The 18,820-nt window shown below is 35.8% G+C and carries 11 protein-coding genes and 1 riboswitch; of the genes, 2 read left to right on the top strand and 9 right to left on the bottom strand.

The annotated features are described in order from the left end of the window. Positions 1-98: 98 nt before the first annotated feature. The 7 genes from thrA to JO950_RS01125 form a co-directional block, all read right to left on the bottom strand. Positions 99-2,513, bottom strand: a complete 2,415-nt coding sequence (thrA, locus tag JO950_RS01155) for a bifunctional aspartate kinase/homoserine dehydrogenase I (protein ID WP_202700675.1) — start codon at positions 2,511-2,513, stop codon at positions 99-101. 1 nt (position 2,514) lies between these two features. Beyond that, on the bottom strand, positions 2,515-3,504 hold the full coding sequence (locus JO950_RS01150; RefSeq protein ID WP_202700674.1) for an alpha/beta fold hydrolase: 990 nt from the start codon (positions 3,502-3,504) through the stop codon (positions 2,515-2,517). 71 nt (positions 3,505-3,575) lie between these two features. Then, a riboswitch (SAM riboswitch) is annotated at positions 3,576-3,684 on the bottom strand. A 188-nt stretch (positions 3,685-3,872) separates the two neighbouring features. Next, on the bottom strand, positions 3,873-4,073 hold the full coding sequence (locus tag JO950_RS01145) for a hypothetical protein (protein WP_026110069.1): 201 nt from the start codon (positions 4,071-4,073) through the stop codon (positions 3,873-3,875). A 603-nt stretch (positions 4,074-4,676) separates the two neighbouring features. Next, the gene (locus JO950_RS01140; RefSeq protein WP_202700673.1) at positions 4,677-5,765 is read right to left on the bottom strand and encodes an aspartate kinase; all 1,089 of its coding nucleotides are present in this window, start codon (positions 5,763-5,765) and stop codon (positions 4,677-4,679) included. A gap of 178 nt (positions 5,766-5,943) precedes the next feature. Next, positions 5,944-7,248: an O-acetylhomoserine aminocarboxypropyltransferase/cysteine synthase family protein gene (locus JO950_RS01135; RefSeq protein ID WP_202700672.1), complete on the bottom strand. Its 1,305-nt coding sequence runs from the start codon at positions 7,246-7,248 to the stop codon at positions 5,944-5,946. Between the two features lie 70 nt (positions 7,249-7,318). Then, positions 7,319-7,507 (bottom strand): hypothetical protein, encoded by a 189-nt coding sequence (locus JO950_RS01130; protein WP_202700671.1) that lies wholly within the window; start codon positions 7,505-7,507, stop codon positions 7,319-7,321. A 406-nt stretch (positions 7,508-7,913) separates the two neighbouring features. Next, entirely contained in the window at positions 7,914-10,760 is a 2,847-nt protein-coding gene (locus JO950_RS01125; RefSeq protein ID WP_202700670.1) for a TonB-dependent siderophore receptor, read from the bottom strand. 543 nt (positions 10,761-11,303) lie between these two features. On the opposite strand from JO950_RS01125, the gene metK reads away from it, so the two are divergent. Beyond that, on the top strand, positions 11,304-12,554 hold the full coding sequence (gene metK, locus JO950_RS01120) for a methionine adenosyltransferase (protein ID WP_173966537.1): 1,251 nt from the start codon (positions 11,304-11,306) through the stop codon (positions 12,552-12,554). A 457-nt stretch (positions 12,555-13,011) separates the two neighbouring features. Here metK and JO950_RS01115 read toward each other — a convergent pair whose 3' ends face one another. Then, positions 13,012-14,478: a M28 family metallopeptidase gene (locus JO950_RS01115; RefSeq protein ID WP_202700669.1), complete on the bottom strand. Its 1,467-nt coding sequence runs from the start codon at positions 14,476-14,478 to the stop codon at positions 13,012-13,014. A gap of 288 nt (positions 14,479-14,766) precedes the next feature. Between JO950_RS01115 and JO950_RS01110 the strand changes: the two genes are divergently transcribed. After that, the gene (locus tag JO950_RS01110) at positions 14,767-16,533 is read left to right on the top strand and encodes a DUF4153 domain-containing protein (RefSeq protein ID WP_202700668.1); all 1,767 of its coding nucleotides are present in this window, start codon (positions 14,767-14,769) and stop codon (positions 16,531-16,533) included. Between the two features lie 61 nt (positions 16,534-16,594). On the opposite strand, the gene JO950_RS01105 is transcribed toward JO950_RS01110, so the two are convergent. After that, the gene (locus tag JO950_RS01105; protein ID WP_237732251.1) at positions 16,595-18,820 is read right to left on the bottom strand and encodes a CDC27 family protein; all 2,226 of its coding nucleotides are present in this window, start codon (positions 18,818-18,820) and stop codon (positions 16,595-16,597) included.

Genomic DNA, 18,820 nt, shown 5'->3' with positions numbered 1-18,820 from the left:
TGTTTCGTTGCGGAGTTCCTGGTGTAATTTCTCCCTTCGGTCGAAATGACAAACTGGACCTATAAATCTGCAATCTCAAATCTACAATCTCAAATTCTTTACCCTTTATCTGACAATCTCAAAATATCACCAAATACTCCTCTCGCTGTTACCGCAGAGCCTGCACCTGCTCCCTGGATTACGATTGGACGGTCTCCGTAAGACTCTGTATAAATTTCAAAGAAAGAATCAGATCCTTTTAATCCGCCCAAAGCGGTATCAGAAGGCACTGAAACTAGCTTTACTTCCAAAATTCCTTTGTCGTTTTGCAAATCTCCCGACAATTCACCAATGTATCTCAATACGTGGTTTGGCTTTTGATCGGCTTTTATTTTTTCATAAATTGGATCAAACTCTTTTAATTTCGTTAAGAAATCACCAACGTTTCCTTCACGCAAATGTTCCGGAATTAAATTCTGAATCGAGATTTCTTCAAATTCATTCTGCAAGTCTAATTCTCTTGCCAGAATCAATAATTTTCTTCCCACATCATTTCCGCATAAATCTTCACGCGGATCCGGTTCTGTGTATCCATTATCAATCGCTTCCTGCAAAATCTCACTAAACGGAGCATCTTTTGCCGAAAAATTATTGAATAAATAACTTAGTGTTCCGGAGAACACTCCTTTTATTTTTGTGATGTTTTCTCCTGAAAGGTGTAATAATTTTATCGTATCAATTAATGGCAATCCGGCACCAACATTGGTTTCGTACAAATAATTCTTCTGATTTTCGGCTAAAGATTTTCTCAATTCTTTATAAAAACCATAACTGAGTGTATTCGCTACTTTGTTAGAAGAGATCAGATCGAAACTACTCTCCACCAACGGAATATAATTCTCAACAAATTTTGCACTGGCTGTATTATCAATCGCAATCAGGTTTTCTAAATGATGTTGATTCGCATAAGCAATAATATCTTGAATGGTATAGGCAAGTCCTTCCTTTTCAATGTCTGTTTTCCAGTTCGAACTTACTCCGTTTTTATCTAAAAGTACTTTTTTGGAATTCGCAATTGCAAAAACATTCAGTCTCACGTCTTTTCGTTTTTCGATAGCGTCAGTCGATTCTAAAATCTGATTGATTAAAGTTCCTCCCACTAGTCCGTGACCAATAATAGCAATATTGATTTTTTTGGAAACTCCAAAAATCTCTCCGTGAATTACGTTTAAGGCTTTATGAAGCTCTGATTTTTTAACAACCAGACTCACGTTTTTACCCGTAACGGTGTTATTGAACAAAATCGGAACAATTTTATTTTTGATTAATGCTGTGTATGGTTTATGAAAAGTACTCAAATCCTGACCGATAATCGAAATTACCGAAACATTATCGGTTACCGTAATTTGATTTACATCTTTAGAATAGAAGTCATTTTCGAACTCTTTTTCTAATTCAACCATTGCCAATGTAGCCTTATCGGTCGCCACCACAAGACCAATGCCTCGCTCTGAAGAACCCTGCGAGATAATACTCACACTGATATTATGATCGCCCATTACTTTAAAAATTCGGGCATCTACACCCGATTTCCCCAATAATCCGCGGCCTTCCAGATTCACCAGCGACACATTCTCTAAAACAGAAAGCGTTTTAATTCCTTCTTTGGCTGAATCAGAGGTAATTAAAGTCCCACGATTTTCGTGATTAAAGGTATTTAAAATACGAAGCGGGATATTTTTTTCCAGTAACGGAATGATTGTTTTCGCATGCAAAATGGTAGCGCCAAAATTGGCTAGTTCATTGGCTTCATTAAACGATAGAAATTCAATTTTTTTCGCATCGGCAACCAAATCAGGGTTTGCTGTGTAAATTCCGTCAACATGCGTAAAATTCTGCAATTCTTCAGCATTCAGGTAATTTGCAATTAGCGACGCGGTATAGTTACTGCCATTTCTACCTAAAGTAGTGGTATCGTTATTATTGTTAGACCCAATAAAACCGGTCACGATGTTAACCGTTGATCCGTTGTGTTCTTTAAAATAATTGATCACATTTTTCTTAGAGAGCTGCTCCAAAGGCTGTGCGTCACCAAATTTAGAATCGGTTTTCAACAATTCTCTTGAATCTACAAAATTTGCAGGAACACCTTTTTCGATTAAAATGGCCGTCAGCAATTTAGCCGAAAGTAATTCTCCTTTTGATAAAATCTGATCTTTAATTTTATTGCTGTAATCACCAATCAGGCTTACTCCTTCAAAAAGTTTCTCGAGCACATTAAATTCTTCCGATAAATCGACCTGAGGATAATCTGAAACCTGATACGCTTTAAAATTCTCAAATAAGGGTTTATAATTACCGTTTTTCGCAGCAATTTTTAAAATGTATTCTAACTCGTCTGTTGCATTTCCGCGGGCCGAAACCACAACAGCTATTTTTTCATTCTGCTGTACTTTATCCGTAATAATTGAAACTACTTTATTAAGTCCTTCTCCGTTTGATAACGATTTACCGCCAAATTTTAATATTTTCATTTTATTTTTCTATTGTTTCTGCCTTAAAAATATCGGCAAGTAAATGATCTAATTGTTTGTACTCGATTAAAAAAGCGTCATGTCCGTGAACCGAATCTATTTCGCTATAAGAAACATTGTCTTTGAACTTTTTTAATTCCTGAAAAGTCTCCCGATTTTCTTTGGGTATAAAAAACAAATCCGAATTGATTCCGATAATATGAATCGCAGCGTCTGTTTTGGATAACAAAGTCTCGAAATCCTCTCTGTTTCTGGTGATGTCTATGGTTTTAAGCAATTGGTTCATCAATTTATACGAAGCCAATTGATATCTTTTCTGTAGTTTTTCACCATGATGGGCCAACCAGCTTTCAATGTTAAAAACAGGACGGTTGGTATTGATGGTACGTTGAAATTTCTCTTTAAATGATTCCGGAGACCTGTAACACAACATAGCATGAATTCTGGCATCTTCGATAGGTTTTGAAGAATTGTTCAAAATTTGCTCTTGTAAATAGCAATTGGCGATCATCCAGTCGGTCGACTTCCAATCCGTTGCAATGGGAATCAGGTTTTGAGTAATGTTAGGTTCTAATGCAAGGATTTCCCAGGCGATGCCTCCTCCAACAGAACCACCAATAATAGTATGTAGTTGGCTAATATTTAGAAGTTCTAAACCTTTTATAAAAATACGGGCAATATCTCTGGTAGTGAAATCCTGATAATTTTCGATAATAAAAGAATCATTCCCGTTTCCTGGTACATTAAAAGCCAGTACGGTAAATTTATGGGTATCGATTGTTTTCTCTTCCCCAATAAGGTCATTCCACCAGCCGTTTGCTCCGGTGACCTCTGCATTTCCTGTCAAAGCATGATTAACGAGAACAATAGGCGCACTATACAATGGTAAACCGGAAAGTGTAAAACTTAAGGGTAATGATGAGTAGGACACACCACTTTCGGTGATGAATTCCTGAATTATAATGGGACTTGGTATATTTTCCAATTTCAAATCTTTTTAATTTTGATTTGTATGTGGAAATATTAGAAAGAAAGTCTAGAGTGAAACCAGAAAATTTCTTGTTGTTATCTTTCCACGTTTAGGGGTGGTAGAATGCAGCACCTTCTTCGATTTAACGAAGGGTTGCTAAGGATTCATCGGGTCTAATCCCTCGTCCTTTCTTTATAACATTTCAATACGTTTTTGAACTTAAAGGTGCAAATTAACTACTAATTTCTCAAACAAACAAATTTTATCGAAACTGATTCCTCAATTTCTTAAACATAATTCAAACAAAAACTAGTGTACGCAAAAAATTACCGAACAATTTGCCCAGTAAAATTAAGCAGGTTTCCCTCTATTTTATGATGCTTTTAGATTTAAATAAAAAGCGTTTCATTTTCTTTTGAATACATCAAAAACAATAATGAATCCGGATTTTTTTTCTCCGCTTTTTTATTTGTTTCAGTCACCCCGAATCTTGAATCGGTCAATTCATTTGTTGGCGGTGCATTGTTTCTTTTAGCTCTAATGTTTTTCAATGTTGAAAAAGTCTTTGTTAGGTAGTTTATTGTGCTCATGACATTTAAGTTTATGTTAGTTTGCGTGTTATTATCTTTATTTTATGTTTATTTCTTTGTTATCGTAACCAAATGGAATAAAAAAACCCTTTTGGATTTGTAATACCAAAAGGGTTCAAGTTTTTTACAACTCATATATACTTTTAGTATCAACAGACGCATACACAAATACGTGCGACGTTAAACATCTTGTTCATCTGTAGGGACTTATTCATCTGGGACTTAATTACTATTTTAAAAAATTCTTGCATTTTTTCTATTTTAATAAACTTCTTTAAACTTTAGAAATATTTCTATTTTACTCTTCTTTAAATCAACAGAGTACAAAACTTTTGCCTCAATCGATGTAACTTTCATTCAGAATACTAAATTATTTCTTCTTTAGTTTTGAAGTCTTACAAATTTGCGAATATTTTATCAATTATGCAAGTGAGACTCAATAAATTAATCCCAAAAAACGTTAAAAAGCGACCTTTTTAGGTTAAAAAACATCTTACAAAATTAACATATCAATATTTAAAAGATAAATCTTACAAAAAATAACTTAAAAAACTTTCCTGTTTCATTATATCAAAGAACAACTTACTAGTATTTCGACACCACTTACAACCAGACTGCCTCTTTATTTTTGATCTTTTCAGCTACTTTCAAAATATCTGTAATTACCCCCCTTGAAATGGCTTGCTTACAGGCCGAAGCACTTTGAATCACAATTGGAACAGCTGCATACGATTGTGTATAAATTTCGAAAATAGTATCTGATCCTTTCAGCTGACCTATTGCTGAAGTAATAGGTTCTGAAACCAGTTTGACTTCTAATGTGTTTTTTACAACATCAAATTCTCCCACGTATCGCAGTACATGATCATCTGCCTGACTAATTTTAGCAATCTTAAACGATCGATCAATTGCTTCTTTATTCAGAATGCCGTTTTGCTCCAGATGCTCTTCATTAATAAGGGAATTAATTTTTATATCTGACAGCTCAAAATCTTTTCCAATTTCTCTCGTGAGAATCAGTAATTTTCTGGCTGTATCATTTCCGGATAAATCTTCTTTAAAGGTGGAACGCATTAAACCGAGTAAACTCGCATCTTTTAATAAAGAAGAGAAGGTGGCTTCTTCGGCAGCAAAGCGATTAAAAACATAACTCAGATTATCTGAAAAAACACCACGAATCTTTGTGATTTTTTCGCCTGAATAATACAAGTCTCTCAAAGTTTGTAAAACCGGGAATCCGGTATCTACTGAGGTTTCATACAAAAACTCTTTGTCGTACTTTTTAAGGTTTGACCTGATCTCTTTGTATAAATCAATCGGCAATGTATTGGCTTTTTTATTTACCGCTACAATATTAAACCCGTTTTCGATCAATGTATTGTAGTGATGTATTAATTCATCGCTCGCAGTGGCATCTACAGCGATTAAATTTTCAAATTCATTTTCTTTGGCAAATTCAATAATATCCTGAACCTTAAAAGGAACGGCCAATTCCAGAAAATTGGTTTCCCAAGCATATCCTACGCCTTCTTTCTCGAAAAAAGCTACAGTTGAATTGGTGATAATTGGAAAGTGAAAATCGATATTCTTACTTTTGAGAAAAAACTCCTGACTTTCAATAATTTGATTGATCAAAGTACTCCCTATATTTCCAATTCCAAAAAGGATGATATTTATTTTAAGCTTTGACATAATTTTACTTTTTAATTTTTAAACCTTATAACTATTTTAAGTACACTGTAGCACTCTACATTAAACCTCAACACCTATAAGGTTTAAAACTTTTATACTGATTTGCTTTTTATAAAAAATCACCTCTAGCAGAACTCACGCTGCTAAAGGCAATTTTTCAAACAAAAAACAAAAAAACCTAGTTTTTATTAATGCTGTATTGTGACTCGGTCACGCTTGCAAAAACTGTTTGCAAGTCAGCAATTAAATCTTCTATATCTTCCAATCCAACGGAAAGTCGAACCAGATCTTTTGAAACTCCCGTTTCTAATTGTTCGGCATCAGACAATTGCTGATGCGTTGTACTTGCAGGATGAATGATTAATGACTTGGTATCACCAATGTTGGCCAGAAGCGAGAAGAGCTGGGTTTCATCTACCACTTTTTTGGCTGCTTCAAAACCTCCTTTTAATCCAAAGGTAACAACACCACTTTGCCCTTTTGGCAAGTACTGCTGTGACAAGTCATAATACTTATTGTTTTTTAAGCCCGGATAGTTCACCCAGGCTACTTCTTCCTGTTTTTCTAACCAGGAAGCCAAAGCCAAAGCATTTTCGCTGTGTTTTTGAATTCGAATTGGCAGGGTTTCTAATCCCTGAATGATCTGGAAAGCATTAAACGGACTCAAAGCTGCTCCAAAATCACGTAATCCTTCGATTCTGGCTTTAGCAATGAAAGCGGCATTTCCTAAAGCTTCGTGATACACTAAACCATGATATCCCGGTGAAGGCTCTGTGAACTCAGGAAATTTACCATTCGCCCAGTCAAAAGTTCCGGCGTCGATAATGGCCCCTCCTAATGAGGTTCCGTTTCCTGAAATATATTTGGTAAGGGAGTGAATGACAATATCTGCTCCGTAAGCAATCGGATTTAATAAATAAGGAGTAGCTACTGTATTGTCTACAATAAAAGGAACCTTAAATTTTTTAGCCTCCACTGCAATCGCTTTCAGATCGAGTACATCTAATTTTGGGTTTCCTAAAGATTCAACAAAAAATGCCCGTGTGTTTTCTTTGGCAGCTTTAGTGAAATTTTCGGGTTTTGAAGGATCTACAAAGGTAGTTGTGATCCCTAAACGCGGTAAAGTTACGCTCAATAAATTATACGTTCCTCCGTACAAACTATTAGAAGCCACTATATGATCTCCTGCTTTTAGCAAAGTCAATAAAGATGTGGAAATTGCAGAGGCTCCTGAGGCTGTAACTACTGCCCCAATTCCACCTTCAAGCGCCGCAAGGCGTTGTTCCAAAACATCATTTGTAGGGTTGTTTAATCGGGTGTAAATGAATCCGGCTTCAGCAAGACCAAATAAATTAGCTGCATGATCTGAATTGTTAAAAACATACGATGATGTCTGGTAAATTGGAACTGCTCTGGTTCCTGCATTTTTAGTAACATCGTGTCCCGCGTGTAGCGCATTTGTGGCAAATTTTTGTGTGCTCATGATTTCTTAGTTTTAGGTATTGTTTATAGCTTTTGGTTTATTCTTTAATTATTACAGTCGTTTTTATATCTCAAATAAAAAGATCTTCTTCTTCGTGCAGGTACATTTGGAAAAGCAGAGAATTTGATTCACTCGAATAAAGCTCTCCTTTTATTTTAGCGGTATTCACTTTTCTATTTTTAACTGCAGCTGTAAATCGTTTATAATCGGTTTTCAATCGGTATAAAATCTCTCTTACTATAATATGTAGTGTTTTCATGATACTTGTTTTAGTTTTGGAATTAAAAAAGCCCTTTCGGATGGCGACCAAAAGGGCTTATAGTTCTAACTATAACAAAGATTTACTCTTTCACTTTTGGTAACAGCAATTTGGGATGCACATTTGCATCATCTCACAACACATCATCATACTATTTGCTATTGTTTTCATTTTTATTTGATTTAAAATTAATGCTTTTTTAATTCGACTAATTCTATAGAGTAAATGTAATAAGTATTTTCCTAACTACCAAATTAAATATCAATATTTAATGTAAAATTTTTATTACTCCTTGTAAATGCAGGCTTTACGCTAGAAAAAACAGCCACAGATTAAGGGATTAATATGATTATCAGATCAACGTAAATCCGTTTAATCCTTATAATCTGTGGCCAATATTATGGTCTTAGAACTTAAAACTCAATCTGGCGAAACCAAATCTTCCGTTTAATCCAAATTGTGATACTGCTCTGGAATAAGCAAACTGATTGGCGTTGCTTAAATCTGTACTTGGTGCAGGCGACAAGGTTGGCGTTGTATTGGTAAAGGCAGGTGTTGCCGGATTATTTCGGTCCGGATAAACATCTCCTATATTATTAAACCCAACGGTGAATCTGAATTTCTCGTTAATCTGATATCCGAAAGACAAATCGGTAACCAATTTTGCGCTGTATTCAGGATGTTCGTAAACAGAAGATGATCCGTCTAAATTTACATCAGTCGCTCCCGGGTCTGTCACTGCTCCGAAATAACTGTTTCTCAAATAAATGTCCAGTTTTTTGATACTAAACGTAGTCATCAAATTGGCTTTCAATTTTGGAATGGCTTCTTCTAAATAAATTCGGCTTGACTCCGGAAAGAATGAATATTTAAAAGGCTCTCCACCTGCATTGATAATGGATTGAGGAACATTTAATTCTCCCACTCTTTTGGTAGTATTATAACTCAATGCAAAATCATTTCTGATGGTGAAATCGGGGATAACATTGTATTTATGCGAAATTACAACATCAATACCTTTGGTCTCCGAGTTGATTCCGTTGGTCCAGAACGAAGCTCTTTCCACACCTTTTAAATCAAAGGCCTGTTGAAATAAGGTTAAAGCATCTTTTTGTTGCGGCGACGTTGCTGCATTGATCTGTGCATCTGTTGGTCTTGCATACTGCCCGGTTAATACCACTCTGTCGTCGATTCTGGTAAAATAAGCATCTGTTGCAATAGTAATATTGGCTTCAGGAATCTTGAATGTAAATCCGGTACTGATACTTTTTGATTTCTCTGGTTTTAAATTTTCAACCCCAATACTTTTGGCAGCCTGTGAATCATTTGTAAAATATCCAACCTGATATGGCGAACCGTTTATGAACTGAGTGGAACTGCTTTCAAAATATTTTTGCTGTAAGGAAGGAGCTCTAAAACCTGTTTGTCCTGAAATCCTCCAGTTGATATTGCCTGTTAATTTCAAAAGAGATGCCAGTTTAAAGGTAACGGTACTTCCAAAATCAGAATAGTTCTCGTAACGCGCTGCTCCGTTTAGAAGCCAGTTTTCTGTTGCATTTAATTCTAAATCTACATAAGCTGCGCCACTTTTTCTGTCCTTAACTTTAGCATCTGAAGGCTGAAACCCTGAGAATCCTTGTGCTCCGGCTCCACGTTTATTCCCGAAAAAGTCGGTTACGATTAAAGGTGAATTGCTTGGTAAAATTCCAGGAACCAAATTTCCGTTGGTATCATACAATCCGTAAGAAGCTTCTTCTCCCTGTTGAATCTGGTACTTTTCATATCTGAATTCTCCACCAAAGGCAACGTTCAGGCCGTTTAAAACATCGTACTTCTTACTTAAATCCAAGTTGGTTGTACTTTGCAAGAACGAAACTTTACCGGCATAAAAACTTGAAGCCGAATTGGTTCCCAAAGTAGCATTAATAGTATTGTTCACATCATATTTAAAAGAGTTTGTCCCGAGGTTTGTACTAATATCGGTGTCAAAACCGAATAATTCTGTTGTAGCTCCAACTGCTGCAGAAGCATCTAAGATTGAAGATTCTATTTCCGGTAAAAATCCATTTTGGTATACCTGTGTAAAAGTTCCTGAACCGTTTGGAAGCCTGTTAAAAGCATACGATCTACCATTTCTATACGAGAGACCTCCAAATGAATATAGAGATGTTGTTTCTGTTAACGGATACTTTGTATTGTAATATAATTGTCCAGATGCTAATTCAGACTGGCCCACACTCATATTATAGTCGCTTCTTTCCTGACCTCTGTACGCCAACTCATTGTTGGTTACATCAAAATTCAAAGCAGTCTGCATTTGCGCAATAGTACCTGCCGAAGCGATAGCACTTTGCTGTGCCGGTGTAAAGTAACCCACTTGTGGTGCATACTGTTTCAGCGAATTCAAAATTTGCGCTGAATTTGAGGTATTATTAATATTACTGAAAAATGAATTAATGTTCACACCGTTCTGAGCTGCTCTGTTCTCGACAGCATTGTAGGCATTAAAAATTGCGTTGCTTCTAATTCCCGCGCGGCTTGTTGCCTGTCTGGTCACAGCACTACCGGTAACATTTAAAAAACTACCTGCTTTACCCAAAGAGGTCCCGTAATTTAAATCAACTTGCAGATTCTGCCCGTCGGCTCCTCCTTTAAAATTATTCGATCCCGAAGATAAGTTAGTACCATACTGTATGTCTCCTGAAAGATAGTTGGCATTCTTTTTCAATACGATATTAATAACTCCCGCAATCGCATCTGAGCCGTACTGAGCGGCTGCACCGTCGCGTAAAACCTCGATTCTTTCAATGGCAAATGAAGGTATAGCATTTAAATCTGTTCCTACCGATCCTCTTCCCGGCGATCCATTAATGTTGACTAATGAACTTGTATGTCTTCGTTTTCCGTTTACCAAAATCAAAACCTGATCCGGCCCTAAACCTCTTAACTGTGCCGGATCAACGTGATCTGTCGCATCTGCCGTAGAAGTTGCATTACTGGTAAAAGAAGGTGCCACATAATTTAAAATTTGAGTTACGCTGGTTTGCGGCGCTCCTTTTGTTATTTCTGAAATATTAAAAACGTCAACCGGAACCGGTACATCTGTTTTTACTCTGTTTTTACTGCGCGACCCTACAATGGTCACTTCGGTCAATTCATTATTTTTTAAACTGTCCTGTTCTTTTTTATTCTCCTGCGCATAAATGCCTGAAAAGGTCAAAAGACTTAAAGCTACTACTACATTCTTTTTCATTACTTTTTTCTGGTTTTATATTGTTTTCTGACTTAAAAAATGATTTACAATCCGGTTTCTTTTTGGTACAAAAAAACCCCTGCGAGCGGCAGAGGTTCTATATGTATATTTCTTAAAAAAAACTACAACAGTGTCTCTGCGGAAGGCTCCGGCATCATACATGACATATTGCAAATCGTTAATTTCATCTTTTGTTTTATTTTGATGGGGCAAATTTGCGAACTATTTTCCAATCAGCCAAACAAAAACCAAAATAATTTCTATTACCCTATCAAAATAGTATGATATGTTAAATTTCTGCTTCTAAAATCAAAAAAATGAAAAGTTTAATTTGCAAATCAAAATGGTTTTATACCTTTGCACGCGAATACAAGAGGAAAAATTTGAACTGATTGCAACCTCTTCATAATGAAACGGTTCGTTATGGGTACTGAAACATTACTTTCGGTAGTAAAAAATGCTAAAGCAGAAATTCTCCTTTAGCCCTTTTTAGCAATTATTTTTTCTCGCTTAATTTTAATTTAATAAATTATATAAATTATTATGGCTTATTTATTTACGTCAGAATCTGTTAGTGAAGGGCATCCAGACAAAGTTGCAGATCAAATTTCGGATGCATTAATTGATAACTTTTTGGCATTTGATGCTGACTCAAAAGTAGCTTGTGAAACTCTGGTTACTACAGGTCAGGTAATTTTAGCTGGTGAAGTAAAATCGAATACTTATCTTGATGTGCAGCAAATTGCCCGCGAAGTAATCCGTAAAATTGGATATACTAAAAGCGAATATATGTTTGAGGCAAATTCTTGCGGGATTCTTTCAGCAATTCATGAGCAATCAGCAGATATTAATCAAGGTGTTGACAGGGCTAAGCCGGAAGAGCAAGGTGCTGGAGACCAGGGAATGATGTTTGGTTACGCTACAAACGAAACCGAAAACTTCATGCCATTGGCACTTGATTTGTCTCATAAATTATTACAGGAGTTAGCTATCTTAAGACGTGAAAATAAGGAAATCACTTATTTACGTCCTGATGCAAAATCACAGGTAACTTTAGAGTACAGTGACGATAATAAACCAACTCGTATTGATGCGATCGTAATCTCAACTCAACACGATGATTTTGACGAAGAAGCTACAATGCTGGCTAAAATCAAAAAAGATATTATCGAAATTTTGATTCCAAGAATCATTGCTAAAAATCCAGCTCACGCGCATTTATTCAATGATAAAATCAACTACCATATCAATCCAACAGGGAAATTCGTTATTGGAGGACCTCACGGAGATACTGGTTTAACAGGAAGAAAAATTATTGTGGATACTTACGGTGGAAAAGGTGCTCACGGTGGTGGTGCATTCTCTGGAAAAGATCCAAGTAAAGTAGACAGAAGTGCAGCTTATGCAACACGTCATATCGCTAAAAACTTAGTAGCAGCAGGTGTTGCTGACGAGATTTTAGTACAAGTTTCTTATGCAATTGGAGTTGCTGAACCAATGGGTATTTTTATTGATACTTACGGAACTTCTAAAGTAAACTTAACCAACGGTGAAATCGCTAAGAAAGTAGAAGCTATCTTTGATATGCGTCCTTACTTTATCGAGCAGCGTTTGAAATTGAGAAACCCTATTTACAGTGAAACTGCCGCTTACGGACACATGGGACGTAAACCGGAAACTGTAACTAAAACTTTCTCTGCTCCGGGTGGAAACGAAAAAACAGTTACTGTGGAATTGTTTACCTGGGAAAAACTTGATTTTGTTGACCAGGTAAAAGCGGCTTTCGGATTATAGATCTTAGATTATCAGACTAAATAGATTATCAGACTAAATAGATTATTAGACTAGCTTGGATTTTTTTAGATTGTTAGACAATAACTATTTATTCTTAAACATAAAAAAACCGGTTTCTATTTTTAGAAATCGGTTTTTTTATGTTACTCCCTGATGGCCTGCATTATTCGGCGAAATCCAGATTTTATTTCAACACGGATGACGCGGATTTACTTCGTAAAAACGCAGATAAAAACGGATTTTATTTTTGAAAACTATCGAATTAGTTGACAAAAAAAAGGCTTTCTAAAATTTAAGAAAGCCTTTTTTGTTATGCCTATTTTTGAATTGGACTATGATATAAATTGTATCGCATGTTTTTAAATTACTTCCCAGTAAAAAAGTATAAAAATCCGTTTTTATCCGCGTTTTCGCGATAGCGAATCCGCGTCTAAAACTCAACACAAACCACTATTTCCTAACGCTCCAATTTCACATTAGGCAATGTTTTCGGACGACCTGCATCATTTGATAAAATCCAGCCTGTACGGTACATCCACTCGGTCATTTTGCGCAATTTTACAAAATCAATGTTTTCAGACTCGTCCATTGGTGTATGATATTGACTGTGTAAAACACTGGTATAAAAAACAGATGGGATTCCTCTTCTTGCATAAGGCAAATGGTCGGAACGGAAATAAAAATACTCCGGATGTTCCGGTCTGTCCCAAAGTTTATCCAGATCAAATTTAGGGCCTTCATCGTTTGCTTTTTTGGCAATTGCAACCAGATCAGATGAATTTTCATGAGGAGAACTGGAACCTAAAAGAGCCGCCTGATTGACATTATTTCTTCCAATCATATCTCCGTTTAATACAGCAACAATATCTTTTTCAGGAACTGTAGTGTGCGAAGCATACCATCTTGAACCTAATAATCCTCTTTCTTCTGAACCATGAAAAACAAATAAAGAAGTTCTTTTACCAGGCTGCTTTTTATACGCTCTTGCAATCGCTAACATGGCCACACAGGTACTGGCATTATCATCGGCTCCGTTGTAAATAGAGTCCTGTCCGTATTTTTGTCTTACCCCATCGTGATCCTGATGTCCGCTAAAAAGAACATATTCGTTTTTCAGTTTAGGATCTGTTCCTTCAATTTTACCTACAACATTCACCGAAGGATATTTATACGTTTCTGAAATTACTTCAGTTGATAAAAGATCTTTGGTGTTTTTTAGATATTCCAATTGATCGCTGTGCACCCAAAAAACGGGCATTGTAGCACCAATTTTATCTCGAAAACCTTCAATTCCATAAATTCCTCTTGTCATTTGCGGTTCCACCTGAGACCAGCTTTGCTCTGCTAACTCATCGGCAACCATAATCAGAGCCGTTGCGCCCTTTTTTACCACAAGATCATAATATTTGTTTCGAACCAAACCCGGGTAACGTCTGTCGAAAAGCGAAATATCGTCAGCAATGCCTTCTTTGGAAGCTAGTAATACAACTGCTTTTCCTTTGATATCGGCTTTTTCAATTGCTTCTTTAGTGGCTGCACCCAAATAAACCAATGGTGCGTCTACTTTAATGTTCGTCGTTTCTGCTACGAGAACATCTTTCCACAGTTTATATTCTTTTTGTCCAATTTTAAACTTTGTATTGGGTGTCACCTGATGCCTGTACAAATCAAAAAACTGAAAATAAGTTCCGTCATCACCTGCCGGTGCCATTCCGGCCTCTTTGGCTTTATTGGCGAGCCACATCGATACTTTTAATTCATCTAAAGTTCCAGCTTCACGACCGTTAAAATGATCTCCGGCCATCTGGTACATATCGGTTTTTAAATCTTTATCTGTAATTGCTGAAACTAAAGGTTTCTTAACTGCCTGCGAAAAAACTACTCCTCCGTAAGCAATCAAAACGAGGATCATTTTATTTTTCATACGTTTTAAATTTAGTATTCCAAACTTAGTGATTTAAAGAGAATAAAAAGCGGCTCAGGCTCTTAAACATTATCGAAATGCAAAATCAGCAAAATGGCAGTATTCTTTTTTTAGCATTGCGATTTTTATTTGTTTATCTCTTACAATTTACCTTCCTTAGTACAAAATAATACCGATTATGTATTCCATATAGTCTAATCAAAATCAGACTATTTTCATACTATATCGGCATTATACCAGAAAATGATAGCATCAATAATCCTTCAATTGGTATAACTGATAAAAAAAATGAGTAAACTCCCATCGTTACAAAACGTTCTGAACGCAACGCTAAAAACAATTCTTCGATTTCCTTTAGAAATTTTAACCGCCATTTTAGGAACTGTCTTTGCCATAATTCTTAGCGAAGGAAATTATAACAGTCCCAACAAAGAATTCTATGAAAAAGCTTTAATGAGCTGCTCTTTGAGTCTCGTTTTATTTCTCTCTGTCAGTTTGTTTTTTCTAGCTGCTAAAAAAAATAACTTCCTGCGTTTTGCCCTTAGTATTGGCTTAGGAAGTCTTGTTTTTCTCTTTGTCAATACTTTTCACAAGTATACTACAGATGTCGAAATACAGCAGTTTATGGTTCTGAATATTGTATTTCATTTATTGGTTTCATTTGCCGGTTTCCTGCCAAGAGCTTACAATCAGGATGAGTTTTGGGAATTCAACAAACAGCTTTTCCTAAGAATTTTAACGGCAGGTTTGTACAGTATAGTGCTTTATTCGGGTTTGGCATTGGCAATTTTAGCGATTGACAAGCTTTTTAATATTGACTTTTACGATCGCATTTACATGCATGTCTTTTTTGTGATTGCCGGGGTTTTTAATACCACGTTCTTTTTAAGCGGTGTTCCGGAAACGAATAACAGCACGGCTCCCCTGGTTTTAAATTACCCGAAAGGACTTAAAAACTTCACTCAATTTGTGTTGTTGCCCCTGATTAGTCTGTATCTGGTGATTTTAATTTGTTATGAAGCAAAAATTCTGCTGACACTTTCACTGCCTGTCGGCTGGGTTTCCTATCTCGTTTTGGTGTTTGCTATTTTCGGAATCCTTTCTTTTTTATTGGTTCATCCCATTGCAACTGAAACGGCTAATCTCTGGATGCGAACTTTTAACCGCTGGTTTTATTTTTTATTAATTCCGTTATTAGTATTGCTTTTTTGGGCTATTTTGTACCGAATCAATCTGTATGGTTTTACACATGAACGCTATTATGTACTGTTAATGTCGGTATGGTTATCCCTTGTTGTGGGATATTTTCTCATTCAAAAGCATCCTAAAATAAAGTTCATTCCAATAAGTTTATGTCTCGCAGGCTTGTTTTCTATAGCCGGACCACAAAGCGCCAATTCGATTTCGAAATACAGTCAGCTGGCCCGTTTTGAAAGTTATGTACAAAATAAAACCGCTAAAAAACTGAGTTTCGAACAACAACAGGATTTAAGCAGTATTGTTTCATTTTTAGAGCGCAATTATGGGGTTGAAATTATGGTTCCGTATGCCAAAACCAAGCTGGAAACCCTCCTTAAAAAAGAGAAAGATCCAAGCGATTATGAAATCATGGAAGCTTTAGGTTATGAATATCAGTCAGAATATGCCAGAGAAGAACAAATCAATGATTCGTTTTACTTTTATTACCAACAAAACAAGGTGCTGAACATTCACGGATATGACTTTTCAGTTGACCTTTCCAGTGACAACCCTTATGAATGTCATGATTGTGTAAAAATTGAGAATAAAAGCTATTCTCTTACCTCTACGGTAGAAGATTACGGATTAAATTTAGAGATTAACAAGGAAAGCATTCCATTAAAAATTACTGATTTTATTAATACAAGTCCTGATTTTAGACGAGATCACGATTATGATAAAAAAGTAACTCAGGAGGTGCAAACTTCAAAATATAAAATTCTGATTACGTACCTCAGCGCCAGTGGCAAAATTAAAGACAATAAGAAAACCGTAAATCGTTATATGATAAACGTGCTTGTACAAATAAAAAACTAAAAAAATACCCCCGACAGTTCCTGAAAACTGTCGGGGTATTACTTTACGAAACACTTCTATTTTAATAGGTTCCGTTTTGCATTTTTGTTAGTGTCTCTCTGATCTCCACTGCTGTTTGTTCTTCAACTTCACTGTTCAGATATTTAGCAGCCAAAATTTGTGTCTCGATTGCTTTGTTTTTTTGTCCGTCTTTATAATACAACTGCGCCAGGGTATCCAAGTAATAAGGATTGTTCTTTGTAACGGCAAGGCTATACTCAGACCATCCTATTGCTGATTTTAAAAAATCGGTATTTCCAGGTCTTGATACTACTGTCCATGCCGCTGAATTACAAAGATTAGAATGGTATTCCTTAAACCAGTTCCAACCATTGAAACCATATTCAGAATCAGTCCCTAATGCCCCAAACATCTGATCCAATCTTTCAATTACATTTCCTTTATCTCCCAGATTTGTAGTAAAATAAGCATTGAATTCTTTCAAATAAGCTCCATTAGAGCCATCGTTGTCAGCTGTTTCAGCTAAATAAGCTAAATAATTCTGATAGGTCTCAAAATTTCCTTTTCCGGCTGCAATTAGTTTTTTGTAGACCGAGATTGTTTTGTCCTGGTTACCTGCAACGGAAGCTTCATTTGACACGATATTCTTGTTTTGCTGTAAAGCTCCTGCAATTTCTTGATTTAGACTTCCCATATTGTGTTTCTCTCCTTCTTTTTCATTGTATACTAAACGCTCCGCATCAATAGCATCATAATGTTTGATTAAATAATCGATTGAAAGAAAATCAGTATCATTTAAAACTTTATCTTCTTTCGAAACTTGTTTAGAGAATCCCTGATTTTTGATTTCTTTCAAAATAGTCTCCACCAGATACATATTTGGTTTCGTATCTTTTTGATGTGTCTCAATTAGTTTTTTCCATACCGGAGTCACTTCTTTTAGATCCACCTTAGTATTGGCAAATTTAAAGTCCTCTTGATTGGTTTGGTCGTATATTGTATAATAATTTCCAAAATCATAAGATAGAACTGATTTTCGGAATGCTGCAATTAAATCTTCGTCACTTGCTTTTTTATTTTTTACCACTTTGCCGAGCGAATAATAAGTATCTGCAATTTTTAGTTGTCTGGCAAAATCCGAGTAGATATCAAAAAGTGCTTCTTTTTCCAACAATGTGGATTTTGCACTTGCTAAAACGTCCCCATTCTCATTTAAGACAATCAAACTTTTATCATCCGTAATTTTAACTGATTTCAGCCATTTTTTATCATTGGCATTGGCCAGATAAAAATTAAAAGAATCATTTTCTGCGCTATAAGCAGTAGCCATATGAACGCCCAAAAGAGATTCCTGTTTTTCAATAAAAGTATCAAAATCCTTTTTTGCAGAAGGATTTTTAGTATCAACTGCCACAACCAAGAATTTAGTTTTATCAGCTGCAGTTGCCGCGAGAGCACTTTTAAGATTGTCTTGAATTTTGAATTTAAAATCATAAATTTCAGGAACATATACAGAATCAGCCGCTGTAGCAGCAGAATCGACTACTACGGCATACTCTTCACTCTCTGCAATATCTTTCCCCGGATAAGTCCAATTTACAATACTCTTAATTTCCAGCGGAACTACTTTTGACGTTTTTTCAGGCTGGGCATTTTTTTGGTTAACAAAAACTAACGGATCCTTTCCGGACTTCTCCGAAACCATAAGTTCATTTGTATTTTTATTAAAGAAACCGGAAATATTCAAATTCCCAAAAAGATCGGGTTGGTAGTTGATCGTTACCTCTGAGACTTCTTTTGGCAAAGCAAATTTCGAAACTTTACTTTCTCCCTTATAATCTTCGAAAACCAAATACAGGTAATCTGCACGGTCAATTTCAAATTCAGCATCAGGATTGGCACTTTCTACATTTTCCTGGCTCCAAATATCTGATAATCGTTGGTACTTAATCTCATTCGATCCGTTTTGCGAACCAATAAAAAAGGAATAATAAGACGGATTAATAAATTTAATTTTAACTTTTTTGGCCTTTTTATCATTTTTAAAAACAAGATCAAAGCCACTTTCCGGCTTGTCAATTGAAGTAAATGATACCGAATCTCCCTTTATCTGATAATCGCCGGAATAAAAAACCAATTCGTATTTGTTATTCTCTAATAAATTCAGTTTGATCTTCTGACCTTTATTGGTAGAAAGATAAGTTCCTTTTTCAAGCGTTTTTGTTTGAGAAAAAGAAGTAAAAACGAAACAAAAAAACATTAAAAAACTCCAGGTAAAATTGCGCAT

It is taken from the genome of Flavobacterium sp. UGB4466 (assembly GCF_903469665.1).
GTDB lineage: Bacteria > Bacteroidota > Bacteroidia > Flavobacteriales > Flavobacteriaceae > Flavobacterium > Flavobacterium lipolyticum.
Note: the sequence above shows the minus strand (reverse complement) of the source record. Positions and strands in the feature narration are given on the sequence as shown.

Excerpts from the sequence above, each read along its gene's own strand:
- JO950_RS01135 (WP_202700672.1), bottom strand. The coding sequence starts at position 7,248 with ATGAGCACACAAAAATTTGCCACAAATGCGCTACACGCGGGACACGAT.
- JO950_RS01145 (WP_026110069.1), bottom strand. The coding sequence starts at position 4,073 with ATGAGCACAATAAACTACCTAACAAAGACTTTTTCAACATTGAAAAAC.
- JO950_RS01130 (WP_202700671.1), bottom strand. The coding sequence starts at position 7,507 with ATGAAAACACTACATATTATAGTAAGAGAGATTTTATACCGATTGAAA.
- JO950_RS01115 (WP_202700669.1), bottom strand. The coding sequence starts at position 14,478 with ATGAAAAATAAAATGATCCTCGTTTTGATTGCTTACGGAGGAGTAGTT.
- JO950_RS01125 (WP_202700670.1), bottom strand. The coding sequence starts at position 10,760 with ATGAAAAAGAATGTAGTAGTAGCTTTAAGTCTTTTGACCTTTTCAGGC.
- JO950_RS01140 (WP_202700673.1), bottom strand. The coding sequence starts at position 5,765 with ATGTCAAAGCTTAAAATAAATATCATCCTTTTTGGAATTGGAAATATA.
- thrA (WP_202700675.1), bottom strand. The coding sequence starts at position 2,513 with ATGAAAATATTAAAATTTGGCGGTAAATCGTTATCAAACGGAGAAGGA.
- JO950_RS01110 (WP_202700668.1), top strand. The coding sequence starts at position 14,767 with ATGAGTAAACTCCCATCGTTACAAAACGTTCTGAACGCAACGCTAAAA.
- metK (WP_173966537.1), top strand. The coding sequence starts at position 11,304 with ATGGCTTATTTATTTACGTCAGAATCTGTTAGTGAAGGGCATCCAGAC.
- JO950_RS01105 (WP_237732251.1), bottom strand. The coding sequence starts at position 18,820 with ATGCGCAATTTTACCTGGAGTTTTTTAATGTTTTTTTGTTTCGTTTTT.